The 25,584-nt window shown below is 62.0% G+C and carries 20 protein-coding genes and 2 pseudogenes; 9 read left to right on the forward strand and 13 right to left on the reverse strand.

Features of this window, described 5'->3' with window-relative positions; all coding sequences use genetic code 11:
• Positions 1-28: 28 nt before the first annotated feature.
• The 3 genes and pseudogenes from I6L36_RS09185 to I6L36_RS09195 all read left to right on the forward strand — a co-directional run bounded on the left by I6L36_RS09185 (position 29) and on the right by I6L36_RS09195 (position 3,327).
• A complete protein-coding gene (locus I6L36_RS09185) occupies positions 29-505 on the forward strand; it encodes a DUF3299 domain-containing protein (protein WP_010675589.1) in 477 nt (158 codons plus the stop codon).
• 120 nt (positions 506-625) lie between these two features.
• Positions 626-1,474, forward strand: coding sequence for a TIGR03899 family protein (locus I6L36_RS09190; RefSeq protein ID WP_069784204.1), 849 nt, complete (start codon positions 626-628; stop codon positions 1,472-1,474).
• A gap of 237 nt (positions 1,475-1,711) precedes the next feature.
• Positions 1,712-3,327: pseudogene (locus tag I6L36_RS09195) on the forward strand (PAS domain-containing methyl-accepting chemotaxis protein).
• Positions 3,328-4,351: 1,024 nt separating this feature from the next.
• On the opposite strand, the gene I6L36_RS09200 reads toward I6L36_RS09195, so the two are convergent.
• From I6L36_RS09200 to cysG, 7 genes and pseudogenes are all read right to left on the reverse strand, one after another.
• Entirely contained in the window at positions 4,352-5,383 is a 1,032-nt protein-coding gene (locus I6L36_RS09200; RefSeq protein ID WP_001809438.1) for an IS630-like element ISAhy2 family transposase, read from the reverse strand.
• Positions 5,384-5,435: 52 nt separating this feature from the next.
• A pseudogene (locus tag I6L36_RS09205) lies at positions 5,436-6,640 on the reverse strand (IS3 family transposase).
• 847 nt (positions 6,641-7,487) lie between these two features.
• Positions 7,488-8,078, reverse strand: a complete 591-nt coding sequence (cysC, locus tag I6L36_RS09210; protein ID WP_109112745.1) for an adenylyl-sulfate kinase — start codon at positions 8,076-8,078, stop codon at positions 7,488-7,490.
• Positions 8,079-8,424: 346 nt separating this feature from the next.
• Positions 8,425-10,149, reverse strand: coding sequence for an SLC13 family permease (locus tag I6L36_RS09215; protein WP_042007068.1), 1,725 nt, complete (start codon positions 10,147-10,149; stop codon positions 8,425-8,427).
• A 4-nt stretch (positions 10,150-10,153) separates the two neighbouring features.
• Positions 10,154-11,581, reverse strand: coding sequence for a sulfate adenylyltransferase subunit CysN (cysN, locus tag I6L36_RS09220; RefSeq protein WP_109112746.1), 1,428 nt, complete (start codon positions 11,579-11,581; stop codon positions 10,154-10,156).
• A 24-nt stretch (positions 11,582-11,605) separates the two neighbouring features.
• Positions 11,606-12,574 (reverse strand): sulfate adenylyltransferase subunit CysD, encoded by a 969-nt coding sequence (gene cysD, locus I6L36_RS09225; protein WP_052815215.1) that lies wholly within the window; start codon positions 12,572-12,574, stop codon positions 11,606-11,608.
• 104 nt (positions 12,575-12,678) lie between these two features.
• A complete protein-coding gene (gene cysG / locus I6L36_RS09230; protein ID WP_109112747.1) occupies positions 12,679-14,103 on the reverse strand; it encodes a siroheme synthase CysG in 1,425 nt (474 codons plus the stop codon).
• Positions 14,104-14,300: 197 nt separating this feature from the next.
• On the opposite strand from cysG, the gene I6L36_RS09235 reads away from it, so the two are divergent.
• Both I6L36_RS09235 and I6L36_RS09240 read left to right on the forward strand, forming a co-directional pair.
• Positions 14,301-15,224, forward strand: coding sequence for an SPFH domain-containing protein (locus tag I6L36_RS09235; protein ID WP_029314806.1), 924 nt, complete (start codon positions 14,301-14,303; stop codon positions 15,222-15,224).
• On the forward strand, positions 15,221-15,676 hold the full coding sequence (locus I6L36_RS09240; protein ID WP_010675601.1) for an NfeD family protein: 456 nt from the start codon (positions 15,221-15,223) through the stop codon (positions 15,674-15,676). Before I6L36_RS09235 ends, I6L36_RS09240 begins: the two co-directional genes overlap by 4 nt.
• A gap of 80 nt (positions 15,677-15,756) precedes the next feature.
• Here the strand turns inward: I6L36_RS09240 and I6L36_RS09245 are convergent, their stop codons facing one another.
• The 3 genes from I6L36_RS09245 to I6L36_RS09255 form a co-directional block, all read right to left on the reverse strand.
• Positions 15,757-16,002 carry a hypothetical protein gene (locus I6L36_RS09245; RefSeq protein WP_010675602.1) on the reverse strand — a complete coding sequence of 82 codons (246 nt, stop codon included), beginning with the start codon at positions 16,000-16,002 and terminating at the stop codon, positions 15,757-15,759.
• A gap of 306 nt (positions 16,003-16,308) precedes the next feature.
• Entirely contained in the window at positions 16,309-17,358 is a 1,050-nt protein-coding gene (locus I6L36_RS09250) for an oxidoreductase (protein WP_109112748.1), read from the reverse strand.
• A gap of 102 nt (positions 17,359-17,460) precedes the next feature.
• Positions 17,461-18,624, reverse strand: a complete 1,164-nt coding sequence (locus tag I6L36_RS09255) for a multidrug effflux MFS transporter (RefSeq protein WP_162540605.1) — start codon at positions 18,622-18,624, stop codon at positions 17,461-17,463.
• A gap of 234 nt (positions 18,625-18,858) precedes the next feature.
• Here I6L36_RS09255 and rdgB point away from each other — a divergent pair, with 234 nt between their 5' ends.
• Together rdgB and hemW are read left to right on the forward strand one after the other, a co-directional pair.
• Positions 18,859-19,455 carry an RdgB/HAM1 family non-canonical purine NTP pyrophosphatase gene (gene rdgB / locus I6L36_RS09260; protein ID WP_010675605.1) on the forward strand — a complete coding sequence of 199 codons (597 nt, stop codon included), beginning with the start codon at positions 18,859-18,861 and terminating at the stop codon, positions 19,453-19,455.
• Between the two features lie 132 nt (positions 19,456-19,587).
• Positions 19,588-20,733: a radical SAM family heme chaperone HemW gene (gene hemW, locus I6L36_RS09265; RefSeq protein ID WP_109112145.1), complete on the forward strand. Its 1,146-nt coding sequence runs from the start codon at positions 19,588-19,590 to the stop codon at positions 20,731-20,733.
• A gap of 113 nt (positions 20,734-20,846) precedes the next feature.
• Here the strand turns inward: hemW and I6L36_RS09270 are convergent, their stop codons facing one another.
• The 3 genes from I6L36_RS09270 to zntR form a co-directional block, all read right to left on the reverse strand.
• A complete protein-coding gene (locus I6L36_RS09270) occupies positions 20,847-21,065 on the reverse strand; it encodes an alternative ribosome-rescue factor A (RefSeq protein ID WP_010675607.1) in 219 nt (72 codons plus the stop codon).
• 107 nt (positions 21,066-21,172) lie between these two features.
• Positions 21,173-21,709, reverse strand: coding sequence for a dihydrofolate reductase family protein (locus I6L36_RS09275; protein ID WP_109112144.1), 537 nt, complete (start codon positions 21,707-21,709; stop codon positions 21,173-21,175).
• On the reverse strand, positions 21,699-22,136 hold the full coding sequence (zntR, locus tag I6L36_RS09280) for a Zn(2+)-responsive transcriptional regulator (protein WP_010675609.1): 438 nt from the start codon (positions 22,134-22,136) through the stop codon (positions 21,699-21,701). Before zntR ends, I6L36_RS09275 begins: the two co-directional genes overlap by 11 nt.
• A gap of 432 nt (positions 22,137-22,568) precedes the next feature.
• Here zntR and purH point away from each other — a divergent pair, with 432 nt between their 5' ends.
• On the forward strand, positions 22,569-24,161 hold the full coding sequence (gene purH, locus I6L36_RS09285; RefSeq protein ID WP_010675610.1) for a bifunctional phosphoribosylaminoimidazolecarboxamide formyltransferase/IMP cyclohydrolase: 1,593 nt from the start codon (positions 22,569-22,571) through the stop codon (positions 24,159-24,161).
• Between the two features lie 104 nt (positions 24,162-24,265).
• Complete coding sequence (gene purD / locus I6L36_RS09290) at positions 24,266-25,555, forward strand: phosphoribosylamine--glycine ligase (RefSeq protein WP_109112143.1); 1,290 nt, start codon at positions 24,266-24,268, stop codon at positions 25,553-25,555.
• Positions 25,556-25,584: the final 29 nt, after the last annotated feature.

Genomic DNA, 25,584 nt, shown 5'->3' on the forward strand with positions numbered 1-25,584 from the left:
GACGCATCCGACCAAGAGAGAAGAACAGATGATGAAGTGGAAAATAGTGGCGCTGCTGGCCAGCCTGCTGGTGCTGCCTGCCATGGCCGCAGATTACAAGACCATCGACTGGGATATCCTCATCCCGGAGGGGGAAAAACTGCTGCCACCGCCCCAGGTCAGCCATGATGGCGACTTCTCCTCGGTGCCGCAGCCGGTGGGGGGCGTCAACAAGAAGCTGGACAATCAGGAGGTGCGGATCCCCGGGTTCGTGGTGCCCCTGGAAGGGGATGCCAAGACCATCACCGCCTTCCTGCTGGTCCCCTACTTCGGCGCCTGCATTCACGTGCCGCCCCCGCCCACCAACCAGGTAATCTACGTGAGCTACCCCAAGGGGGCGCCGGTGGATGACCTCTGGGACGCCATCTGGGTCAAGGGCAAGATGCACACCGTCAGCTCCAGCCACGAGATGGCCACCGCTTCCTACTCCATGGACGCGGTCGAGGTCAGCGTCTACGAAGAGTGAGCCCCTGATGGCCTCCCCCGGGAGGCCATTTTTTATCCCGTGACGACCCCGGCAAAGGGATTGTTCATGGATCTGGTTGGAGTAACATTCACTACCAGACCTTGCCATCACGGAGCCAGCATGGCTGACCTGCCCCCCAAGAAAGAGAGTTCCATCCTGAGCAGCCAGGAGCAGACCCTGCGCCTGGCCCGCAGCCGCGGCATCGATGGCATGCTCACCCGCAACAGCGACAGCACCTTCGAGCAGCGCGCCACCTTCCGCCAGTTGGCGGAGCAGGCTACCCGCCAGCGCAATCTGGAATCCATCATGGTGATGGCCGCGCGCCACTGCGAAGAGACCGCCGCCGGCGGCGAGATAGACAGCGACTGGCTTACCCGCTTCCTGCAACTGGCCGAAGACATCAGCATGACCCCCATGCAGCAGTTGTGGGGCCGCATCTTCGCCCTGGAAGTCGCCACCCCGGGCCGCTTCTCCATCCGTGCCCTCAACACCCTCAAGGAGATGACCCAGCGCGAAGCCCAGCTGTTCCAGCGCATCTGCGCCCTCTCCTGCCACTACGAGGGCAGCGACGAGCAGCGTCTGCTGCTGGGCATGCACAAGGGGGCCAGCCTGCTCAGTCGCGCCAAGGTCACCCGGATGGGGCTCGGCAAATACCGGGTGCCCTACAGCGCCCTGCTGCTGCTGTGTGATCTCGGGCTGCTGCACCGTGGCGAGCTCGAATCCGGTCCCCTGCCCGCCGACGGGGTCGAGCTGGCCTTTGGCAACCAGCGCTGGCGTTTGCGCCAACGCCAGAGCAACCTCACCCTGCTCTATTACCGGCTCACCCCCATCGGCAACGAGCTTGCCCTGCTGCTGGACGAGCCCCCTTTAGAGGAGTACCTGCAGGATCTGAAGACCCTGCTCTCCACCCACCTGCAGATAGAGACCCAGATGTCGGCCCCGGTCAGCGAGCCGGATCTGCCCGCCTGAGGCTGGCGGAGGCCCAGGCCCCGCCTTGCCAAATTGCGAAACCCGCCACGCCATTGCCAAAACGGCTCCCAAAAAGCGAATCCTGACGGCAGGGGCAGACGCGAGCCCGGGCCATGTTCCCCCCTCTGCGGGTTTTGAGCACAAAAGAGACATATAGAGCGCAATTTAAGCATTTTTGGGCACTCTGGTGTACGAATTGCAACCAGACTCTCTTTCCTCTGTCAGGCAGGAAGTACCATGAGAGTCAATCAACCCGTTACCCAGCGTGAGCGCCTCTACCCGTCGCACCAGAACCTGATCTCCACCACGGATCTGGAGAGCCGCATCACCTATGCCAACGACGAGTTCTGCCAGATAGCCGGCTTCACCCTGGAGGAGCTGCAAGGGGCCCCTCACAACCTGGTCCGCCACCCCGACATGCCGCCCCAGGCGTTTGCCGACATGTGGCGCCATCTGCGGGAAGGCAAAAGCTGGATGGGCCCGGTCAAGAACCGCTGCAAGAACGGGGATTACTACTGGGTCAACGCCTTCGTCACCCCCAGCGGCAAGGTGGTGGAGTACCAGTCGGTGCGCACGGCGCCGGACGACGCGGTCAAACAGCGTGCGGAGCGGGTCTATGACGAGATGCGCCGCGGCAAGACCCCCGGGCCCTGCGCCTGCCCCCCTGCTGCCACACCCTGGGGATCCACCTCTGCCTGATGGCACTGCTGGCCAGCCTGGTCACCCTCGGCTATCAGCACGGCCCGGGCTGGCCTCTGCTCATCGGTGCCCTGCCCCTGGTGGTTGCGCTCGTCATCTGCCAGACCCTCTCCCGGCGCCTCGCCCGGCTGGAGACCCTGGCCCGCCACCGTTTCGACAACCCCTTGATGCAACTGCTGTATACCGGCCGGGTCGATCGTCTGGCTGCCGTCGAGCTCGCCATGAAGATGAATCAGGCCGAGTTCAATGCGGTGCTGGCCCGCACCCAGCAGACCTGCCAGCAGATCGTGCAGGCGGCGCAGACGGATCTGAACAATGCCGAGTCCATCACCGGCAACCTGCAACAACAGCAGGCCCAGACCAACCAGGTCGCGACCGCCATCACCGAGATGACGGCGTCCATTCGCGAAGTCTCCCACAGCTCGAGCGCTTCCTCGGACAGCCTGGACAACACCGCCGTGCTGTTTCGGGAGGGCAATCGCAGCGTGCTCGATACCGTGGCGGCGGTGGAAGGGGTTCACGGCGAGCTGCTCACCTCCCGCGCCGTGATAGAGGCGCTGGCCAGCCAGTGCCGCGCCATCGACGGCATCATGGACGTCATCAACAACATCGCCAACCAGACCAACCTGCTGGCCCTCAATGCGGCCATCGAAGCGGCCCGGGCAGGCGAGTCCGGTCGCGGCTTCTCGGTGGTGGCGGACGAAATCCGCACCCTGGCCATCAAGGCCCAATCCTCCACCGGCGAGATCCAGCAGATGATAAGCCTCTTGCAGGCCAGCGCCGACGATGCCCAGCAGGCCATGGCGCAAGGGGAACAGCTCTCCGCCAGTTGCCGCCTCAAGGCCGCCGCCACCGGCGATATCCTGCAACAGATAAGCGAACGCCTGTTGCAGGTGACCGCAGGCAGCAACCAGATAGCCCAGGCGGTGCAGGAGCAGTCCCTGGTCACCCAGGACATCCACCACAGCGTACTGGACATCAAGCGTCTGGCCGACGACTCCAGCCAGGGCAGCCGCCACGCCGTGCAGGGCATCATTGCCCTCGTTAAGCAGCTCGGGGAGCTGGAGCGGCTGGTGCGCCAGTTCCAGCAGCATCCCGCCACCCGGCCAACCAGCACCGCCCTGACCAGCGGCCAACCCTTGCTGGCCCGCTAAGCCTTCACTGAGGAAACCAGACCCAAAGACCGTGCGCTAACAATAAAAACGGGCCCCTGCCGTCACCGGCAGCGGGCCCCTCTTTTGGGTGGTGCATGGGCGTCTGAGCGGGTTTCAAATTCGAGTCGTCGACTGAACCCGCGGGTCTTTCGCCCCCTCCCAACCACCTGCTTGTCCGTGCCAGGCCGACCCTCTCGGCTGCACCGCATGGCCCTCGGCACGGCAATGACCTTGCTCACTACCCCGTGAATCGTGGGCGTGAAGTGGGAACGCGGGAACGCGTTGCGCCTTGAGATCCCTCTTACTCCAACCTGCCGCAGGCCCCGCTGCCCCCCCCAATTTATTGATCTTGCCCGAGAAATCGCCCGATCCCTCTTCCCTAACCAGCTCCGTTCGGTAACATGGCAATCGGGATCACCTCTCGTCGGAGTCAGCCATGAACCAGACCGGTGCCACAGGAAAAGCGCAGCAGGCTGGAGGCTGAAATTCAGGGGCGGTAGCGTGTTTTTTGCCGGTTGGTGCAGAGCGCAGCGGCGCCCAACAAACGAGCATGGTCACGTGAACCAGAGTGGGATAAAGAGGGATGGGGTCGAACGGTAACTAAAAATAGGTGATGCAACCAAAGTCAGACTGGACTTCCAGCCACGTTGTATTGCTCATGGTGAGGTTGATGTCCCTCTCGGTTTTGGCGTTGAAATTCTATTTTCTGCTGCACACATGATCGATATTGAACGACCACCTCAAGAGTATATTGATTGGCAATCAGACCAAAATCCAGAGGGAACCTGGTCGAGAAACGGATGCATAATCGATGTGCCAAGAGAAACTGTCATCGCTCGGTGTTTTCAGTTCCATTGACCTAAATGGTTATTTTTGTTGCCGCAGAGTTTAGGGAAGGTGCGAATAAGTCATATGGCACGAGAGCATTTACTGGTAACCCATTGATATTAAATGACTAAAATTTTCATTTTTTGTTCGTGGGATACTTGTTCGCACTTTCCCTAAATAACTGATCCCAATAGTGCTACACCTTCGCTGTGCCATAGCCATTCCCCGGGAAAGGAGACACGGTATCCATGAAGTGTTTCACTCGGGCCAGCAGGTTTGCCATCCCTCTGCATTGATGATTGCGCGTGATGGTTTCATGTAACTTGTGCCATAGCCGTTCTATGTGATTAACCCAAGGGCTGTAAACTGGCTGGAACACCAGGCAGAACTTGGGATTCTTCTTCAACCATCGCTCGGTCTGTTTGCTTTTGTGAATGATGTAGTTATCGAGGATCAACGTGATGGTTTTGGCTCGTCGGTAGTGGTGGCGCAGCTTTTCCAGCATGGCAATAAACAGCGATGAGTTTTTCTTGATCCCGCTGACGTAAAGTACCCTTCCGTTGCCTGCGTGGAGAACGCCTGCCAGATAATGCTTGGCATTCTGCCCCGGTGTGACAACCCGCTTTTGCTGCGCTCTGAACATCCAGTCGGCTCCTAATTTGGGATTGAGGTCTATATCGACTTCATCCTCATAAAACACCGGATTATCGGCATCACAGCGGGCCAGCGCGGCGTCGATATTCGCCATTTTTTCCTGATAGGCTGGGTCTTTTATCCGCAAGGTCGGCACGGGCCTGCGCCAGACAATGCCCATACGAGGTAACCATCGGCGGAGCGTGGAGGCTGCCACATTGAGCCCTGTTAACCGATTGATTTTTATAGCCAATAGTTCAGTACACCAACGGCTGCGCTGATAACCAAAATCTTGCGGAGAAAACTGCATGAGCAGCACCAGTAAGGTGACAATCTTGGCGATAGGTAAGACTGGGGCACGGCCAGCCGGTAAGGCTTCTAGCGCATCTATGCCTTCATCTCGATACCACCGAAGCCAACGACCGATGGTCGAGCGCGCAGCGCCGGTAAGGTGATGAACATCGGTGATCGTGCGTCCTTCATGTAACAGCAAGATGGCCATCAAGCGACGAGCATGTCCTTTATCACGGGTGGCATGGATGATTTTGTGAATGCGGCGCCGTTGTGGTCGTGGCAGAGGTGGTAGGATAGGCATCAACTCAGTCCTTTGTGGATTTGACCCCATAGGTCCAGACACTTTTTCCCGCTTAGGGTTGTGATACCCGACTGCGCAGAAATTCCCGTGGTGAACGGTATCCCAAGGCGCTGTGCGGGTGGTGCTCGTTATAATGCTCAAACGCGATAGCCAAATTGCCTACCGCTGTTCGGCTATCCGGTTTTGGCATCATCTCGATATAGTCTCGCTTCATCGTCTTCACGAAGCTCTCCGCTATACCGTTACTCTGTGGGCTTCTCACTGCTGTCGTTCTGGGCTCCAACCCGATTTCTCGTGCAAACGCGCGGGTCTCATGGGCTCGATACGCCGAGCCATTATCAGTCAGCCACTCCACCGGTGATGCCGGCAACGAATCCCCAAAGCGATGTTCGACAGACCTCAGCATGACATCTTGCACAGTGTCACTATCGTAACCCCCAGTACTGGCCGCCCAGTCCAACGCTTCCCTATCGCAGCAATCCATGGCGAACGTGACACGTAGTTTTTCACCGTTATCGCAGCGAAACTCGAAGCCATCTGAGCACCACCGTCGATTGCTCTCCTTGACGGCAACACGCCCCTTATGTGCCTGCTGGGCCAATGGTGCAGCTGGTTTTCTTTCCAGCAGCAAGCCATGTTCGCGCATGACGCGATATACCCGCTTAGCGTTTACCACAGGTTGTTCTGTTGCCTCAGACTGACGCCGTAACAGCGCCCAGACCCGGCGATAGCCATAGGAGGGAAGCTCTGCCATCGCCTCCATGATACGGCCAAGTAAGGCTGCATCATCACGCTAGCGATGATGACGACCATCTTGCCAACCCGGTTTTCGATGAACACGAACGGATAGCTGCGCACGCGATACATTAAGAGCCTGGCTCACAGCACTTAATCGTCGTCCCCCGGCAACAAGGGCGCATGCGCAATCCATTTTTTTGCTCGACCATACTCCACGGCTTCTTTGAGGATCTCGTTCTCCATGGTCTTCTTCCCGAGCAGACGCTGAAGCTCTCGGATCTGCTTGATGGCAGCAGCCAACTCGGAAGCAGGAACAACATCCTCACCGGCGGTGATCGCCGTGAGAGATCCTTCTTGGAATTGCTTACGCCATTTGAAAAGCTGGTTTGCGTTGACGTCGTGCAAGCGAGCAACATGAGAGACGGTCATCCCGGGCTCAAAGGTCTGCTGCACGATGGCGATCTTTTCTTGTGGAGTCCGGCGTCGACGGCGCTCGGCCCCTGTTAACACTTCGACCATCTTCTCGTTGTGACTAGTGCATATTCCGGTCGAAAATGAACACCTATTCCGGTTTAAAATGAACGCTGATTCCGGCTTGCGTGTACACCGATTCCGGACACCTCAGTGCACGTACTCTGATGTCAGATGAACCGTCCTGTTCCAACGTCTTGGATCCACAACTGCCGCGCTGCGCTTGGCTGCTGGCTTGTTCAGTGAGTCGAAAAGATGCCTCCCCTCAAAGCTCAGCTTCTGCTCGAAGAATCCCTGTCCGCATACTTTCCGGAAATGGTGTTCACAGATTCCGGAATCACTGTTCAACTTCACCGGAATACGCAACTAGTACTGAACATAGCTCCAAGACTACCTCTTAAGTTAAGAGGGGCGAAGTGTCTGGATCTTCAAGGGGCCAATCTACTTTGGGTGTGGCTTGTTTTGTTTAGCGACTAATCAGATCGCACAAACTGGACTGAGTTCCCTTCCTCCGGTGATCTACTATTCGGAACAGCTATTTAGCTTGGCGTCAAAAGCAGAGATAGACCCTGAGCTTCGCGCCAGGCTAAATGAGGCAGCAGAAAAGCAATTCATGTCTATTGAATCAAGCCCGTAGGTTCGAATAGCGCAGCGTATTCGGACAATCGCGAATAACCCCGCCGCGATATAAGCAAGGATCGGAAGATCACCTTGCAGGAGTTATATCGGCCGCTTTGGGGTTGCTCAAGGCTCGTCGGTGCCACTATAAGCTGGATTTATGGGTTTTCCGATAATGACCCAACTTTTGCTTATAGTGGCGGCCACCTGTCCATCAGCGCCTGTGGTAGGCAACTGGCCGGCCGCCGGGCGCTTGTTATAGGTTCTTCCGATCCAACTACAGGTAGTTCCCCTGCCGCAGTGCGGTTAGCAGCTCATCCACCAAGGCTTCCACCGGCTTGCCGGCATTCAGCAGATGGATTTCTGGATTTTCCGGGGCCTCATAGGCGGAGTCGATGCCGGTAAAGTTGCGAATTTCCCCGGCCCTCGCCTTCTTGTAGAGCCCCTTGGGGTCACGCTCTTCACAAACGGCGAGGGGCGCATCCACAAATACCTCGACAAACTCCCCTTCACCCACGAGATTGCGCACCAGATCCCGCTCGGCACGGAACGGCGAGATAAAGGCGGTGAGCACGATCAGGCCCGCATCCACCATCAGTTTTGCCACTTCGCCGACCCGGCGGATATTCTCCTGGCGGGCGGCGTCATCGAAGCCGAGATCGCCGCACAGGCCGTGGCGCACATTGTCCCCATCCAGCAGGTAGGTGTGCTTGCCCGAGGCGGCCAGCGCCTGCTCCAGCGCCCCCGCCAGGGTGGACTTGCCCGCCCCGGAGAGCCCGGTGAACCAGATCACCAGGGGCTTTTGTCCCTTCTGCTCGGCCCGGCTCTGTTTGTCGACGGCATGCTGATGCCACACGATATTGCTCATCCAACACTCCTTGATTAGCGTTCACGCCTCAAAACTTAAACTGTCCGGCACCACGGGGAGCCGCCTCGGACTATCAGCCGACAACGTGCTGATGCCATGGCATTGCTCATCCAACACTCCTTGATCGGCGCTCACGCCTCAATACTGACACTGTCCGCTACCGCGGGAAGCCGCCTCGCACCATGAGGCGGCAAGGTGCTGATGCCCTGATATTGCGCATGCAACCCCCCCTGATTGGCGCTCACGCCCGGATGCCAGTGCCCTGGCATTCCCCTGCATCATAAGCTGTCTTGATAAAAGCTGCGTTAACATAAGCAGCCCTTAACACATCCCCCGGTATCAGACCTTAAAACGGAAACAGCAGGGGCACCATGACGATCACCCCGATGCTGTAGGCCAGGGAGACCGGCAGGGCCAGTTTGAGATAATCCGGCATCTTGTAGTTGCCCGCCGCATAGACCATCAGGTTGGTCTGGTAGCCGTAGGGCAGGATAAAGCTGGAACTCGCCCCGAACAGCACCGCCAGAATGAACGGCATGGTGGAGACGTCCATGCTGAGCGCCAGCTGGAATCCCATGGGGAACGCCAGGGCAGCCGCCGCGTTGTTGCTCATCAACTCCGTCAGCACCAGGGTAAACAGATAGATCCCCACGAAGGCGATAAAGGGACTGGCCCCGTTGAACTCCCCCATCAGCCAGTCGGCGATGAGCTTGGCCAGGCCGCTCTTCTCCAGCTGATCGGCGATGGCGAGCGCCCCGCCCACCACCAGCCAGATATCCAGCGGAAAGCGGCGGCGGATCTCGTCCAGGGTCAGGATGCGGGAGAAGAGCAGCACCACCAGCATCACCAGCAGCCCCTTGAAGAGCGGCACCAGATCCAGCACCGACAGGGTCAGCACCCCGAGGAACCCCGCCACCACGGCGGCGCTGCGCGTGGCATCGAGCCGGGTGGAGGCCTCCAGCCCGCTCACTACCACGAACTCGCGGGAGAGGGACTTGTTGCCAGCAAACTTGGGACCGGGGGCCAGCAGCAAGGTGTCCCCTGCGTGCAGTTCAATCTGGCCGAGGCCACCGGTGAGCTGGGTCTCGCCCCGGCGCACCGCCAGCACCACCGCATCGAAGTGGGTGCGAAATTCCGCGTCCTTGATGGTCTGCCCCACCAGCCGCGAGCTGTGGCTGACGATCACCTCCACCAGGTGCTGGCCGTTGAGCCGGTGCTGGCCGTAGAGATCCAGCCCCTTGAGCTCCTGCAGCACGCCGACGCTCTCCACGTCACCGCAAAACAGCAGCATGTCTCCCTCGTGCAGCTCGTGTTCCGGCTGCACCGGGCAGATCACCTGGTTTCCCCGGATGATCTCGGCAAGATAGAGGCTTTTCAGGCTGCGCAGGCCGTTCTCCTTGACGCTGCGCCCGGCCATGGGCGAGCCGGGACCCACCTTGGCCTCGAGAAAATAGCCGGATTCCCGGCTCATCTCGGTGTCCTGCTCCGGCAGGTGGCGGGCAAACAGCAGCACGGCGATGAGGCCGGTCAGCAGGGTCCCCGCCCCCACCATGAAGAAGTCGAACATGCCGAGTGGCTTGGCCCCCATCTTGATGAGGAAGCTGTTGACGATGAGGTTGGTGGAGGTGCCGATCAGGGTCAGCACACCGCCAAAGGTCGCCGCGAAGCACATGGGCAACAGCAGCCGTGAGGGCGCATGGTTGGGGTTGCGCTTGACCGCCCCCAGCATGGACGCCACCACGGCGGTGTTGTTGACGAACGCCGACAGAAAGGCGGTGGAAAACCACACCTTCACCAGCACCTTGTTGAAGGAGCCGGTGCCCACCAGGTTGGCAAACCAGCTCATGACCCGGGTCTTCTCCACCGCGAGCGACACCAGCAGCAGCAACACCAGGGTCAGCAGGGCACTGTTGGTGTAGCCCGCCACCACGGCGTTGATGTCCGCCAGGCCGCTCAGGTAGGTGATGAGCACGGCGCCCGAGAAGAGCAGCGCCGGCCGGAGTTTGCCCTGGATCAGCAGGGCGACGAGGGCAGCCAGCAGACCCAGCACCAGGGATTGTTGCCAGGTCATGGGCTTACTCCTTGCCGGAATCGTTGCTGATGGTCAGCGCCTGCCAGTGGGGGAAGTGCTTGCGCACCAGGGCGTTGAGCTCCACTTCGAACTCGCTGTATTGCCCTGCTATAACCTTGGCCGCCAGCCCTTCCACTATCATGCCGGCACCGACGGTGACGTTGGTCAGCCGGTCGATGAGGATGAAGCTGCCGGTATCACGGATCTCCTGGTAGGGGTCGAACGCCACCGGGTCGGTGAGGCTGAATTCGCACAGGCCGATCTCGTTGAGCTTGAGCTCGGAGGCGGGCAGCTCGTCGAGCTTGTTGATCTCGATGCGGTGGCGGATGGCCTCCACCTGGCCACGGCTCTTCTTGGTGGCCAGCTTGACGTCATAGACCCGGCCCGGTTGCAGAGACTCCTCCCCCATCCAGACGATGTGGGCCAGCACGTTCTGGGTCACCTGGGGCTTTTTCGCCGCATCTACCAGCAGGTCGCCCCGGCTGATGTCGATCTCGTCCGCGAAGGTGACCGTGATGGCCTGACCCGGCAGGGCGTACTCCAGATCCCCGTCGAAGGTGACGATGCGGGTCACCGTGCTCTCCTTGCCGGACGGCAACACGGCCAGCTTGTCGCCGACCCGCAGGATGCCGGAGGCCAAAGTGCCTGCGAAGCCGCGAAAATCGAGGTTGGGGCGGTTCACGTACTGCACCGGCAGGCGCACCGGGTGACGCTCCAGCTCGCGCTCCACTTCCGCGCTCTCCAGCAGGGAGAGCAGGGTCTCGCCTTCGTACCAGGCCAGCTTGTCGCTGGGGTTGACCACGTTGTCACCGTCCAGCGCAGAGACCGGCACGATATGGATGGTGTCGACGCTGAGCTTCTTGGCGAATTCGCGGTAATCGGCACTGATGCGCTCGAACACCTCCTGGCTGAACTCCACCAGGTCCATCTTGTTGACCGCCACCACGAACTGCTTGATGCCAAGGAGGCTCGCGATAAAGCTGTGGCGACGGGTCTGATCCAGCACCCCCTTGCGGGCGTCGATCAATATGATGGCCAGATCGCAGGTGGAGGCGCCGGTGGCCATGTTGCGGGTGTACTGCTCGTGGCCCGGGGTGTCCGAGATGATAAATTTGCGCTTGGCGGTGGAGAAATAGCGGTAGGCCACGTCGATGGTGATGCCCTGTTCGCGCTCCGCCTGCAGGCCGTCCACCAGCAGCGCCAGATCCAGCTTCTCGCCGGTGGTGCCGAGCTTCTGGCTGTCGGACTCCAGCGCTTTGAGCTGATCTTCATAGATCTGCTGGGAGTCGTGCAGCAGGCGGCCGATGAGGGTGCTCTTGCCGTCGTCCACGCTGCCGCAGGTGAGAAAACGCAGCAGGCTCTTGTGTTGCTGGGCGTGCAGGTAGGCTTCAATGCCCTGTTCGCTGATGGCGGTCTGAATGTGGTTGTTCATGTTGCGATTCCTTAGAACATTTTTTTAGAAATAGCCCTGACGCTTCTTCTGCTCCATGGAGCCGGCCTGATCGTGGTCGATGAGCCGCCCTTGCCGCTCACTCGAGGTGGTGATCAGCATCTCTTCGATGATCTCCGGCAGGGTGGTGGCATTGGATTCGATGGCCCCGGTCAGCGGGTAGCAGCCGAGGGTACGGAAGCGCACCAGCTCCTGCTTCACTTCGTCTTCCGGGCCGATGGGCATGCGATCGTCATCCACCATGATCTTGATGCCGCCGCGATCCACCACAGGACGCATGGCCGCGAAGTAGAGCGGGACTATGTCGATGTTCTCGAGATAGATGTATTGCCAGATGTCCAGCTCGGTCCAGTTGGAGAGCGGGAAGACACGGATGCTCTCCCCCTTGTTGACCTGGCTGTTGTAGACGCGCCACAGCTCCGGGCGCTGGTTCTTCGGATCCCAGCGGTGGGACTTGTCACGGAAGGAGTAGACGCGCTCCTTGGCGCGGGATTTCTCCTCATCGCGACGGGCACCACCGAAGGCGGCATCGAAGCCGTATTTGTTGAGCGCCTGCTTGAGCCCCTCGGTCTTCATGATGTCGGTGTGCTTGCTGCTGCCGTGCACGAAGGGGTTGATGTCCATGGCCAGACCATCCGGGTTCTTGTGGACGATGAGATCCAGCCCGTACTTCTTGGCGGTCTCGTCCCGGAACTTGATCATCTCCTTGAACTTCCAGTTGGTGTCCACGTGGAGCATGGGGAAGGGGATCTTGCCCGGGTAGAAGGCCTTGCGGGCCAGGTGCAGCATGACGGAGGAGTCCTTGCCGATGGAGTACATCATCACCGGGTTTTCAAATTCGGCGGCCACCTCGCGGATGATATGGATGCTCTCGGCTTCCAGTTGCTGCAGGTGAGTCAGTCGCTCGCGGGTGACACCTGCACGGATGCTCTGTGCATCGGATGGCTGCAGTTGGGTCAGTCTTTCACGGTCCATGTCTGGGTCCTCGGTTCATTGCTATCGCACCTGCTCGGGGCGCGGTGTTGGTTCAGTTCGGTGCCGCCTTGGCCGCACCGTCAAATCGATTCGGGTCTCGCCTCTCAGGCCAGGCTCACCAGCTTGAGCTCGTGGCCGCTTGCTGCCTCCTGCCCTTGCCCCTGCTCGCCAAACCAGGCGAGTTGCTGGCGCAGGGCCACCACTTCACCGATGACGATAAGCGACGGGCTCACCGCCTGCTGGGCCAGTTCGGCCAGCTCGGCCAGGGTGCCGGTCAGCACCCGCTGGCGGGCGGTGGTGCCCCGCTCGATGATGGCGATGGGGGTGGCGGCGCGTCGGCCATGGCTCACCAGTTGCTGCTGGATATGCTCGGAGCGCATCAGCCCCATGTAGATGACCAGGGTCTGGTTGGTGGCCGCAAGCTGCTGCCAGTCGGGCTCCTTGCCCTCCTTCTGGCAGTGGCCGGTGATGAAGACGGCGCTCTGGGCATGGTCGCGGTGGGTGAGCGGAATGCCCGCATAGGCGGTGGCACCGGCGGCGGCGGTGATGCCGGGCACCACGGAGAAGGGAATGCCCTCCTCGGCCAGCACTTCCAGCTCCTCGCCACCACGGCCGAACATGAAGGGATCGCCCCCCTTGAGGCGCACCACCCGGTTGCCCGCTTTGGCGTATTCCACCAAGAGGCGGTTGGTCTCTTCCTGGGGCACGCTGTGGGCACCCGCCTTCTTGCCGACCGACACCAGGGTCGCGTCGCGGCGCACCAGGTCCAGGATCTCGGGGGAGACCAGCTGGTCATAGAGCACCACTTCGGCCTGTTGAATCTGTTGCAGCGCCTTGAGGGTCAGCAGGCCAGGATCCCCCGGGCCCGCCCCCACCAGCACCACTTCGCCCACTTCGGTACGGGCTTTGTCCAGTCCCTCGTTCAGCCACTGCTCGGCACCCTGCCAATCGGCTTTCTCAATCAGACCGGCCAGGGTGTTGGAGGCAAAGGCGCGCTCCCAGAAGCGGCGGCGATCGGAGAGGGAGGCCAGCACCTGCTTGGCCCGGCGGCGCACCCGACCGGAGAGCTCCGCCAGACCGCCAAGATGGCGGGGCAGCAGGCTCTCGAGCCGCTCGCGCAACAGGCGCACCAGCACGGGGGCCTTGCCGCCGCTGGAGACGGCCACCACGATGGGGCTGCGATCGATGATGGAGGGGAAGATAAAGCTGGAGCGCTCGGGGTCATCCACCAGGTTGACGAACAGACCGCGCTCGGTGGCGCTCTGGTAGACCTGGGCGTTGACCTCGAGATCGTCGGTCGCGGCCACCACCAGGATCTGCCCTGCCAGGTGGGCCGGGTCGAAACGCGCCGCCACATGGGTGAAGCGACCGGCAAATTCATGAAACTCGGGCTCGAGCGCGGGAGAGACCAGGGTGATCCGGGCACCTGCCGCCAGCAGCAGGCGCGCCTTGCGCAGGGCAACCTCGCCCCCGCCCACCAGCAGTACCGGGCGGCCTTCCAACCTGGCAAACATAGGTAAATAATCCATCAGGGCCCGCTCCTCGGCATCGCGACATCTGGGGCGACTATAGGCAGGAGCGCTTATCCCTCAAAATAATAAAAAATGCTCTTTAATGCGTTTTGGTAATTAGTAAAGCCGTGTGGCGGCAATAGAGAAGCGAATCTGCTTGTGGTGGATGGCACCAGACCCTAGGCTAGTGAAAGTGTTTCATAAGGAGCTTAATCATGAATGAGTCATTGATTGTATTGGGGATCTTCATATTCCTGGTACTCGCCACCCTGAGTGCCGGCATCAAGATAGTGCCACAGGGTTACAACTGGACCGTGGAGCGCTTCGGCCGCTACACCCGCACCCTCTCCCCGGGTCTCAACCTGCTGATCCCCTACATCGACCGCATCGGCCACAAGATCATCATGATGGAGCAGGTGCTGGACATCCCGGCCCAAGAGGTGATCTCCCGGGACAACGCCAACGTCACCATCGACGCCATCAGCTTCGTGCAGGTGGTGGATGCCCGCAAGGCGGGCTACGAGGTCAATGATCTCACCAGCGCCATCCGCAATCTCACCATGACCAATATGCGGACCGTGCTCGGCGCCATGGAGCTGGACGAGATGCTCTCCCAGCGCGACACCATCAACGAGAAGCTGCTGCGCACCATGGATGCGGCCACCGCCCCCTGGGGCATCAAGGTGACCCGGATCGAGATCAAGGATGTGCGACCGCCCCTCGCCCTGGTGGAAGCCATGAACGCCCAGATGAAGGCCGAGCGCCAGAAGCGGGCCGAGGTGCTGGAGGCCGAAGGGGTGCGCCAGTCCAAGATCTTGAAGGCCGAGGGGGAGAAGCAGTCCCAGATCCTGAAAGCCGAGGGTGAGCGTCAGGCCGCCTTCCTCGCCGCCGAAGCGCGGGAGCGGGCCGCCGAGGCGGAAGCCAAGGCGACCCACATGGTCTCCCAGGCGATCGCCGAGGGCGACATGCAGGCCATCAACTACTTCGTGGCCCAGAAATACACCGAGGCCCTGGCCCGCATCGGTGAAGGCCCCAACAGCAAGATCATCATGATGCCCCTGGAAGCGGGCAGCCTGATAGGCTCGGTGGCGGGCATGGCCGAGCTGTTCAACAAAGACGGCAAGGCGGGCAAATCATGACAGCCCTGTTCGAGGGGCTGACCCACTGGCACTGGCTGGGACTCGGCTTCGTGCTGCTGGCCATCGAGGTGATGGGGTCGGTGGGCTTTCTGCTCTGGACCGGCATCGCCGCCCTGGAGGTGGGACTCTTGCTGCTGGTCTGGCCCTTCGGCTGGCAGGCGCAGTTGCTGCTCTTCGCCCTGCAATCCCTGCTCACCACCTGGGCCTGGTGGCGCTGGCAGCATCGCCGGGATCGCTCCGGGCTGGATGCCGCCGCCCCCATCAACGAGCGGATGCAAAGCTACATGGGCCGCGAGCTGACCCTGCTGGACGAGGTCAGCCAGGGAATGAGCCGGGTGCATCTGGACGACACCGTCTGGACGGTGCGCTGCAACGCGCCGCTGCCGGCCGGCAGCCGGGTCAAGGTGGTGGGGGCCGACTCCCACATCCTGCTGGTGGAACCCCTCGGCTGACCGGGCAACGCCCCGCCATGGCCATAAAAAAACGGGCCCGGCGCGAGTGCGCCGGGCCCGTTTTTCAATGAGGTGCTGGCTTAGTTGGCCTTGGCATCGCTCACGGCAGCTTCAGCCTTGGTGGCCACGTCAGCGGCAGCCTTCTCGACAGTAGCGGAAGCTTCGGAAGCAGCCTTCTCGACGGTAGCAGACGCTTCGCTAGCGGCTTTCTCGACAGTGGCAGCAACGTCTGCGGCCGGGGTCGCAGCCGGAGCGGCAGCTTCTTCTTTCTGACCACAGGCGGTCAACATCAGACCCAGGATACCGGCTACCAGTACTTTGTTCATGTGCATACCCTCAAAAAAAGATGGAGAGATGGTGCAGGGACCATCACTGTACGCCCCGGCTCCTGTCGGCACACCGGCCGCTGGAGCCCGAAGGCGCGCGAAATATATCCCCATATGCGGCCGATGAAAACGCGTATCACAATGATATTTTCTCGTTGGCATGATAAGAAACACTGCTGCAACGACAAATATTAATATAAAACACCCATTCACCACCAAATTCGCACAACAAATCTCCAATTACCTGGCGATTGCCAGTCAGCCATTGTCTTTCTGTCAGGCTCTCGGCGCTGCCGGATAACGCCGTCAGTCAGACAGCTTCTGACAAGGCAGGCGCCGCCCCTGCTGGTCGCTCTCCCGGGCCAGGTCCAGCAAGGCCATCACCGCCAGGGCCTCGTCGGCCGGCACCGGGTTCTCCCCTTCTCCCCGGATGGCGGCGCAGACGCCGCGATAGTAGGCGCCGTAGTCCCCCGCCTCGCCAGCCACGGTCTGCTGCACGAGCTGACCGTCCCGGATCTGGCTGAGCTGGCCGGGGGCGGGATCCACGCCCCAGTCTGCCGCTGGAGGCCGCTTGCCCTCCTTGAGCTGCTCTTCCTGCACGTCCATGCCGAACTTGATGAAGGAGCCCTGACTGCCGTGCACCACGAAGCGGGGCATCACGGCCGACACCAGACAACTGCCGTGCAGAATGACCCGCATCTCGCCATAACCCAGCACCACATGGAAGTAGTCGTCCGACAGGGCCCCGGGGCGCTGCTTGCCCAGATCCGCCTGCAACCAGTCCGGCTGGCCGAACAGCTGGAGCGACTGATCCAGGATATGAGGGCCGAGATCGAACCAGAGACCGGAGCCCGGGCCGCCCGCCTCGCGCCAGCGCTGGCGCACCTCGGGGCGATAACGGTCGAATTGGGATTCGAACTGGACAACTTGCCCCAGCGCCCCCTCCGCCAGCAGACGGCGCACCGTGAGGAAATCCCCGTCCCAGCGTCGGTTGTGGAAGATGCTGAGCAGCCGCTGCTGCTTCTCCGCCAACTCGACCAGCGCCTTCGCTTCGGCCAGATCCAGGGCGAACGGCTTGTCGATCACCACGTGCTTGCCCGCCAGCAGGGCCTCGCGAGCGATGGGGGCGTGGGTGTCGTTGGGGGTGGCGATCACCACCAGATCGAGGCTGTCATCGGCCAGCACCTGCTCCAGAGTGCCGACCCGGGTGCCGGGCAACGCGGCCTGTACCTTGGCGGCATCCCGGCTCACCACCCAGCGCAGGGTCAGGCCCGGGGTCGTGGCCAGGAAGGGGGTGTGAAAGGTCTGTCCTGCGAAGCCGTATCCCACCAGGGCGGCGTTGATTGTGTGGCTCATCCGGTTTTCTCCACGGGTCTGTGATCATGCGAGGCAGGCGGGTCGCCTGAAAAAGAGAAGGGGGCTCAAGGCCCCCTGAGTGTGCTCATCAGAGCACAGGATTTATTGCAAACACAAGCGGCGACCCTGGCGGGTCATCAGCATCACCAGCGGGGGCAGCAGCAGCCACATGTGCAGGGCCAGCTGGCTCAGGGGATCCGGCATCAGCCAACCGGTGATCCCCACCAGGGCGCCGGAGCCGCTCATCTGGAACAGGCCGAGCAGGGCGGCCGCAGTGCCGGCGCAGTGGCCGAAGGGGGCCAGCGCCATACCGGCGGCGGCGCCCAGGATCATCGCAAAGCCGATGCTGGAGAGGAACACCGGGCCCATCATGGCCAGCGGGTGCGGGATGTGCATGGCCAGGGTCAGGGTGATGGCGGAGAGCAGCAGCACCAGCAGGCCGATGCGCAGGGTCCGTCTTGGCCCTACCCGGGCGATGAAGCGCGGGGCCAGGAAGCAGGCCAGGATGTTGAGGGCCGCATTGGCTGTAAACCAGTAGCTGAAGCCACTCATGTCCAGACCCAGGGTCACCATCAGTTGTACCGGCGCCGCCGTCACGTAGGCGAGGATCACCGCCATCGCCAGCATGCACAGCGCCGCGTTGAACAGGAAGCTCGGGGAGCGCAGCACCGGGCTGTAGCGGGACCAGCTGATGAGCGGGCCAGCACTGCTGGTCTCCTCAGGGCGGGTTTCCGGCATCCGCCACAGCAGCCAGCTGCCGACCACGACGGCGTAACCCGCCATGAACCAGAAGTTCGCCGACCAGCCCGCCTTGGCGGTGAGCCAGCCACCCAGCAGGGGCGCCAGTGCGGGGATAAAGCAGATGGCACCGTTCAGATAGGAGATCATCTGACCGCTCTTCTTGGGGCCATAGCTGTCACGGACCACCGAGAAGGCGGCCACCGAGGTGGCGCAGGCCCCGAAGCCTTGCAGCACCCGCGCCAGCATCAGCTCGCCGAGGCTCGCGGCAAAGCCGGCGGCCAGGGCGCTCAGGCCGTAGAGCAGCACGCCCCCCTGGGCAATGGGTTTGCGCCCGTAGCGATCGGCCAGCGGCCCCACCAGCAGTTGCCCCAGCCCCATGCTGAACAGGAACCAGGTAATGGTGCCCTGCATCAGGGTCACTTCGGCCCCCAGCTGCTCGGCCATCTGGGGGATGGCAGGCAAATAGATGTCGATGGCCAGCGGGCTGAACAACACCAGGAGTACAAGCAAAAGAATCAATGGCATCAGTCACCTCAAGCCCTAGGAATATCGATTGGGCCGCGAGTCTACTGACTCAGAGTAATGAATTGAAATGGTATTTAATCACTTCGGTTATTCCCTGCTGGAAACATGTATCTCTTCTACCTCTCAGGGGGTGGAACCAGGATCCCCCGTTGGCACCGGATCCCGGGCAATTGGCGCTTTTACTAAACCCCTCCCCCGCATAGAATGCGCAGATTATTTTTGCGGAGGTGTGTGATGAACAAGCTTGTCCTGGCAACAGGGAACCAGAAAAAGGTGAAGGAATTGGCCGCCATGCTGGCCGATATGAAGATCCAGGTGATCCCGCAGAGCGAGTTTGCAGTCTCCGATGCCGACGAGACCGGCACCACCTTCGTCGAGAATGCCATCATCAAGGCCCGCCACGCCGCCCGCGTGACCGGCCTGCCTGCCGTGGCCGACGACTCCGGTCTGGAAGTGGATCTGCTGCACGGCCGCCCCGGCGTCTACTCCGCCCGTTTTGCCGGTGCCGGTGCCAGCGACAAGGAGAACATCGACAAGCTGCTGGCCGAGCTCAAGGGCGCGCCGGATTACCTGAAAAGCGCCCGCTTCTGGTGCGTGCTGGTCTACATGCGCCACGCCGACGATCCCACCCCCATCATCTGCCAGGCCAGCTGGGAGGGGATGATCATCGACGAGCCGCGCGGCCAGCACGGCTTCGGCTACGACCCCGTGTTCTTCGTCCCCGACCACGACTGCACCTCGGCCCAGATGCCGGCAGAGCTCAAGAACCAGCTCAGCCACCGCGGTCAGGCGCTGGCCAAGCTCAAAGCGGCCCTGGCGGCGGTCAACTAAAGCGCTGTCTCCCGCCGCGTTGTCATCTACAATGGGGGCCGTCGGCCCCCGTTTCGTTCGCGGCGCCCCGCCCGTTGTCACCGGCAACCAGGGCCACCCGACCCCTTTTGATTGTTGAATACTGGAAATCCCATGCTGCAACTGCCGCCCCTCTCCCTCTATATCCACGTGCCCTGGTGCGTCCAGAAGTGCCCCTACTGCGACTTCAACTCCCACGCCCAGAAGGGGGAACTGCCCCACCTCGAGTACGTGGCGGCCCTGCTGGAGGATCTGGAGCAGGATCTGCACTGGGCCCAGGGACGCCCCCTCTCCTCCATCTTTATCGGTGGCGGCACGCCGAGCCTGCTCTCCGTCGACGCCATGCAGGCGCTGCTGGACGGGGTGCGCGCACGCATCGCCCTCGCACCGGACTGCGAGATCACCATGGAGGCCAACCCGGGCACGGTGGAGGCGGACAAGTTCGCCGGCTTCCAGCGGGCCGGTATCAACCGCATCTCCATCGGGGTGCAGAGCTTCCAGCAGGAGAAATTGACCCGGCTCGGCCGCATCCACGGCCCCGAGGAGGCGCGCAAGGCCGCCGAACTGGCCCACGCCATCGCGCTTCCCACCTTCAACCTGGATCTGATGCACGGCCTGCCGGATCAGAGCCTGGACGATGCGCTCTACGACCTGCAGCAGGCCATCGACTGCGCGCCGCCGCACCTCTCCTGGTATCAGCTCACCATAGAGCCGAACACGGCATTCGCCTCCAAGCCCCCCACGTTGCCGGAAGATGACACCCTGTGGGACATCTACGAGCAGGGCCACGCCATGCTGACCGCCCAGGGCTATCAGCAGTACGAGATCTCGGCCTATGCCAAAGAGGGGTATCAGTGCCGCCATAACCTCAACTACTGGCGCTTTGGCGACTATCTGGGGATCGGCTGCGGCGCCCACGGCAAGGTGACGGATCTTGCCAACCAGCAGATCCTGCGCACCGCCAAGGTGAAGCATCCGAAAGGTTATCTGGATCCGAGCCGCCCCTATCTGGACAACCAATGGCAGGTGAGTGCGGACGATCTGCCGCTCGAGTACTTCATGAACCGGTTCAGGTTGTTTGAACCGGCCCCCAAGGCGGAGTTCGAGGCCTTCACGGGGCTACCGCTGGAGCGGGTAGAGACCATGCTCGCCATCGCCCGGACCAAGGAGCTTGTCGAGGATCTTGGCGACAGCTGGCAGCTCACGTCCCTCGGGCATCGCTACCTCAACGTGCTGCTCGAACTCTTTATGGACGAGTGAGCACGGGTTCACTCTCTTGCGTCAAGACCGCAAGTCAGCACCAGCGAATAGAACAACAATCAGGGCGCCCATGGGCGCCCTGATTGTTTTCGTTACAAGGGGTAAAAACCCGCTCAGCAGCAGACGCTTGCCATCTGCTGTTGGCCGGGCTCCCACCGCTTGCCGTGCTTGGCCTTGCGCTGATAGCTGCCCTTGCCCTTCTTGCTCGGCTCGACCCGGGCCTGGAACAGGGGGGAGGTCACCAGTGCCTTGAGGTGGTTGTCCTGAATGATGCCGCGCTGATGTTCGCAGGCGGGTTCGGCGGTGACACAGGTCACCTTCTTCTTGGCCATATGGGCTCCTTGATGGGGTTGTCGTGTTTGCCTGTCGTCCCTGTCTGGAAGGGCCGGTGGCGAAAAACGCGCCGATTGTGCACCTCTTGCCTCCCCCGTGCAAGCTGTCAGGCGGGGTGATAGATAACCCGCACCAGGCCGCTTGGCAGCACGGCGCTCGACACCGGTCTCAACCCTGCGGGGAGAGGCCCGGTAAAGAGCGGGATCCCGCCCCCCAGGGTGACCGGTACCCAGAACAGGGTCAGCTCGTCCACCAGGGCCCCCTGCAGACCCTGCCTCACCAGCTCCCCGCCATCCAGATAGAGGTGACGGCTTCCCCCCTGCCACAACTCTTCCAGCACCTGCGCCAGCGCCCCCTGCCGAAAGGAGACCCGAGGACGGGGGTCGGCGGGCCTGTGGGTCAGTACCACCAGCGGCTTGTCACCGTAGGGCCACTCGGGAAAGGCGCTCACGATATCGTAGGTGTTGCGCCCCATCAGCAGGGTGTCCGCGCTCGCCATCAGGGCACTGTAGCCGGTCTCCTCCGGCCCGTCGCCACCATAGGGGGCCAGCCATGCCAGATCGCCCCCCTCCCCGGCGATGAAACCGTCGAGGGAGAGGGCGAGAAAGGCGGAGACCCGGGGCCGGCGCAGCTCAGTGCTCATGGTCGTGATGCTCGTGGCGGGAAGGGGCGCCGGACTCCAGGGTCTCGAGGATGGCGCAGTGCTCCGCCGAGCGCGGGCCGCCGCAGCAGATGTCGGAGAGGGCCTTCAGGTTCTCGCGAAAACGGGTCAGCTCCAGGAGCTTCTGCTCCACCTGTTCGAGCTTGGTGTCGGCCACCGCCTTCACCTCCTGGCAGGTGACCTTGGCCTTGTTGGTGTCCAGGGCGAGCAGCTCGCCGATGTCCGCAAGGGAAAAGCCCACCGACTTGGCGCGGATGATGAACTCCAGCCGCCGCTTGTCCTGCTCCCCGTAGAGGCGATAGCCGGATTCGTTGCGAATGCCCGGCGAGATGAGGCCGTTCTTCTCGTAAAAGCGCAGGGTGTCGGCCTTCACCCCGCACGCCTTGGCCAGTTCACCGATCCGATACATGGTCCTCTCCCCCCGCATGACATTCCCGACATGGTACTCAATATAAACCGGCCTCCACTATCACCTCTTTGCCCGGCGATTGCCAGTCAAAGGCAGGAAAGCAGCAGCTAACCCCTCACTTGCCGGCCATTTATCCCCAAAACACTGAAAAGACAAACGTTTCACAAAAATTCACCAGAAAACGTTTAACGCCGCATCCCACAAGGGTTTGTCTCTTTAAAAAATCCACCACAGGTCACATTTTTTGTGTAGAATACGCGCCCACAAGAGAGCGTCGCGTCAAGCGGGCATTTCCTAAAACGCTTTTGCCAACGGCCGCCCCGGGCGAGAGTGGTTTGCGAAATCCCCCACTTCCATTTATTTGGGGACTCTCTGTGTGTTGAGCCTCGCCTCCCATGGAACGGTCCCCGTTATGCTGAGGACGATAGTGTGATGGAACAAGCTCGACCCATTCGCCGTGCACTGCTGAGTGTGTCTGACAAGACTGGCATCCTGGAATTTGCCAAGGCACTCGACGCGCGTGGCGTGGCCCTGCTCTCCACCGGTGGTACCGCCAAGCTGCTGGCCGATGCGGGCCTGCCGGTGACCGAGGTGTCCGACTACACCGGATTCCCCGAGATGATGGACGGCCGGGTCAAGACCCTGCATCCCAAGGTACACGGCGGCATTCTCGGCCGTCGCGACCGGGATGACGCCATCATGGCCGAGCACGCTATCTCCCCCATCGACATGGTCGTCGTCAACCTCTATCCCTTCGCCGCCACCGTGGCCAAAGCCGGTTGCACCCTGGAAGACGCCGTCGAGAACATCGACATCGGCGGCCCGACCATGGTCCGCTCCGCTGCCAAGAACCACAAGGACGTCACCATCGTCGTCAAGGCCTCCGACTATGACCGCGTCATCGCCGAGATGGATGGCAACGGCAACAGCCTGACCCTCTCCACCCGCTTCGATCTGGCCATCGCCGCCTTCGAGCACACCGCCGCCTACGACGGCATGATCGCCAACTACTTCGGCACCCTGGTGCCCTCCTACGGCGAAAACAAGGAAGGCGACGAAGAGTCCCGCTTCCCCCGCACCTTCAACAGCCAGTTCATCAAGAAGCAGGACATGCGCTATGGCGAGAACAGCCACCAGGCTGCCGCCTTCTACGCCGAAGAGCAGGCCGCGCCGGGCTCGGTGGCAAGCGCCATCCAGCTGCAGGGCAAGGCCCTCTCCTACAACAACATTGCCGACACTGATGCGGCGCTGGAGTGCGTGAAGGAGTTCAGCGAACCGGCCTGCGTCATCGTCAAGCATGCCAACCCCTGCGGCGTCGCCATCGGTGACGACCTGCTGGCAGCCTACGATCGCGCCTACCAGACCGACCCCACCTCGGCCTTTGGCGGCATCATCGCCTTCAACCGCGAACTGGACGGCGAGACCGCCGCGGCCATCGTCGCCCGCCAGTTCGTGGAAGTGATCATCGCCCCCAGCATCAGCCAGGCAGCCCGCGAGGCGGTCGCCGCCAAGCAGAACGTGCGCCTGCTGGAGTGCGGCCAGTGGACTGCCCCGGCGCAAGGCTTTGACTTCAAGCGCGTCAACGGCGGCCTGCTGGTGCAGGAGCGCGATCTGGGCATGGTGACGCTCGGAGATCTGACCGTGGTCAGCCAGCGTCAGCCAACCGAGGCCGAGCTGCAGGATCTGCTGTTCTGCTGGAAGGTCGCCAAGTTCGTCAAATCCAACGCCATCGTCTACGCCAAGAACGGCCAGACCATCGGCGTGGGCGCCGGCCAGATGAGCCGCGTCTACTCCGCCAAGATCGCCGGCATCAAGGCCGAGGATGAAGGGCTGACCGTGGCGGGCTCCGTCATGGCCTCCGACGCCTTCTTCCCGTTCCGCGACGGCATCGATGCCGCCGCTGCCGCGGGCATCTCCTGCGTCATCCAGCCAGGTGGCTCGATGCGCGACCAGGAGGTGATCGACGCCGCCAACGAACACGGCATGTGCATGGTGTTCACCAACATGCGTCATTTCCGTCACTGACAGCCCAGGGCCGCCGATGGCGGCCCTGCCTCTTTAGCACCGGATCCTTTCCACTGGCAGTGCCACCGCAGCGCCAGTGAACTCAGACAGAAGCGAGCGAGACGATGAAAGTACTGATCATTGGCAACGGCGGCCGTGAACACGCCCTGGCCTGGAAGGCCAAACACTCCCCCCTGGTGACCCAGGTCTTCGTGGCACCGGGCAATGCGGGCACCCAGCTTGAGCCGGGCATCGAGAACGTCGCCATCCAGGCCACCGACATCGAGGGTCTGCTGGCCTTCGCCAAGGCGAACCAGATCGGCCTCACCATCGTCGGACCGGAAGCCCCCCTGGTGAAAGGGGTGGTCGATGCCTTCCGCGCCGCCGATCAGACCATCTTCGGCCCGACCGCCGCCGCTGCCCAGCTGGAAGGCTCCAAGGCCTTCACCAAGGACTTCCTTGCCCGCCACGCCATCCCCACCGCCGATTACCAGAACTTCACCGAGGTGGAGCCGGCGCTGGCCTATCTGCGCGAGAAGGGCGCTCCCATCGTCATCAAGGCCGATGGTCTGGCCGCCGGCAAAGGGGTGATCGTTGCCATGACCCTGAGCGAAGCGGAAGAGGCGGTGCGTGACATGCTCTCCGGCAATGCCTTCGGCGATGCTGGCGCCCGGGTGGTGATCGAGGAGTTCCTGGACGGGGAAGAGGCGAGCTTCATCGTCATGGTAGACGGCGAGCACGTGCTGCCCATGGCCACCAGCCAGGATCACAAGCGCGCTTTCGACGGTGACACCGGCCCCAACACCGGCGGCATGGGGGCTTACTCCCCGGCCCCCGTGGTGACCGACGAAGTGCACCAGCGCGTGATGGAACGGGTGATCATGCCGACCGTGCGCGGCATGGCGGCCGAGGGCAACGTCTACACCGGCTTCCTCTACGCCGGCCTGATGATCGATGCCGAGGGCAACCCCAAGGTGATCGAGTTCAACTGCCGCTTCGGCGACCCCGAAACCCAGCCCATCATGCTGCGGATGCAGTCCGATCTGGTGGATCTCTGCCTCGCCGCCTGCGCCGGCCAGCTGGATCAGAAGGAAGCCGTCTATGACCCCCGTGCCGCCATCGGCGTGGTGCTGGCGGCGGGTGGCTATCCCGGCGACTACACCAGCAACCACCCCATCAGCGGTCTGCCGGTGGACGAAGTGGCAGGGGAGAAGGTGTTCCATGCAGGCACCCGCCTGGAAGGACACACCAGCCTGACCCAGGGTGGCCGCGTGCTGTGCGCCACCGCCCTCGGCCACACGGTGCAGGAAGCCCAGCAGCGGGCCTATGCCCTGGCTGGCCGCATCCAGTGGGACGGCATCTTCTATCGCAAGGACATCGGCTGGCGTGCCATCGAGCGCGAGCAGGCCGAGTAAGGGCCGGATCCCGATCACTCAAAGGGCCT

It is taken from the genome of Aeromonas sp. FDAARGOS 1406 (assembly GCF_019048565.1).
GTDB lineage: Bacteria > Pseudomonadota > Gammaproteobacteria > Enterobacterales > Aeromonadaceae > Aeromonas > Aeromonas caviae.

What these genes read in the sequence shown, in the direction of transcription:
- I6L36_RS09245 (WP_010675602.1), bottom strand. Translation starts at nt 16,002, where the DNA reads ATGAACAAAGTACTGGTAGCCGGTATCCTGGGTCTGATGTTGACCGCC.
- cysN (WP_109112746.1), bottom strand. Translation starts at nt 11,581, where the DNA reads ATGAACAACCACATTCAGACCGCCATCAGCGAACAGGGCATTGAAGCC.
- I6L36_RS09270 (WP_010675607.1), bottom strand. Translation starts at nt 21,065, where the DNA reads ATGGCCAAGAAGAAGGTGACCTGTGTCACCGCCGAACCCGCCTGCGAA.
- I6L36_RS09190 (WP_069784204.1), top strand. Translation starts at nt 626, where the DNA reads ATGGCTGACCTGCCCCCCAAGAAAGAGAGTTCCATCCTGAGCAGCCAG.
- cysD (WP_052815215.1), bottom strand. Translation starts at nt 12,574, where the DNA reads ATGGACCGTGAAAGACTGACCCAACTGCAGCCATCCGATGCACAGAGC.
- purH (WP_010675610.1), top strand. Translation starts at nt 22,569, where the DNA reads ATGGAACAAGCTCGACCCATTCGCCGTGCACTGCTGAGTGTGTCTGAC.
- I6L36_RS09240 (WP_010675601.1), top strand. Translation starts at nt 15,221, where the DNA reads ATGACAGCCCTGTTCGAGGGGCTGACCCACTGGCACTGGCTGGGACTC.
- cysC (WP_109112745.1), bottom strand. Translation starts at nt 8,078, where the DNA reads ATGAGCAATATCGTGTGGCATCAGCATGCCGTCGACAAACAGAGCCGG.
- I6L36_RS09200 (WP_001809438.1), bottom strand. Translation starts at nt 5,383, where the DNA reads ATGCCTATCCTACCACCTCTGCCACGACCACAACGGCGCCGCATTCAC.
- I6L36_RS09275 (WP_109112144.1), bottom strand. Translation starts at nt 21,709, where the DNA reads ATGAGCACTGAGCTGCGCCGGCCCCGGGTCTCCGCCTTTCTCGCCCTC.
- zntR (WP_010675609.1), bottom strand. Translation starts at nt 22,136, where the DNA reads ATGTATCGGATCGGTGAACTGGCCAAGGCGTGCGGGGTGAAGGCCGAC.
- I6L36_RS09185 (WP_010675589.1), top strand. Translation starts at nt 29, where the DNA reads ATGATGAAGTGGAAAATAGTGGCGCTGCTGGCCAGCCTGCTGGTGCTG.
- I6L36_RS09215 (WP_042007068.1), bottom strand. Translation starts at nt 10,149, where the DNA reads ATGACCTGGCAACAATCCCTGGTGCTGGGTCTGCTGGCTGCCCTCGTC.
- I6L36_RS09250 (WP_109112748.1), bottom strand. Translation starts at nt 17,358, where the DNA reads ATGAGCCACACAATCAACGCCGCCCTGGTGGGATACGGCTTCGCAGGA.
- cysG (WP_109112747.1), bottom strand. Translation starts at nt 14,103, where the DNA reads ATGGATTATTTACCTATGTTTGCCAGGTTGGAAGGCCGCCCGGTACTG.
- I6L36_RS09235 (WP_029314806.1), top strand. Translation starts at nt 14,301, where the DNA reads ATGAATGAGTCATTGATTGTATTGGGGATCTTCATATTCCTGGTACTC.
- hemW (WP_109112145.1), top strand. Translation starts at nt 19,588, where the DNA reads ATGCTGCAACTGCCGCCCCTCTCCCTCTATATCCACGTGCCCTGGTGC.
- I6L36_RS09255 (WP_162540605.1), bottom strand. Translation starts at nt 18,624, where the DNA reads ATGCCATTGATTCTTTTGCTTGTACTCCTGGTGTTGTTCAGCCCGCTG.
- purD (WP_109112143.1), top strand. Translation starts at nt 24,266, where the DNA reads ATGAAAGTACTGATCATTGGCAACGGCGGCCGTGAACACGCCCTGGCC.
- rdgB (WP_010675605.1), top strand. Translation starts at nt 18,859, where the DNA reads ATGAACAAGCTTGTCCTGGCAACAGGGAACCAGAAAAAGGTGAAGGAA.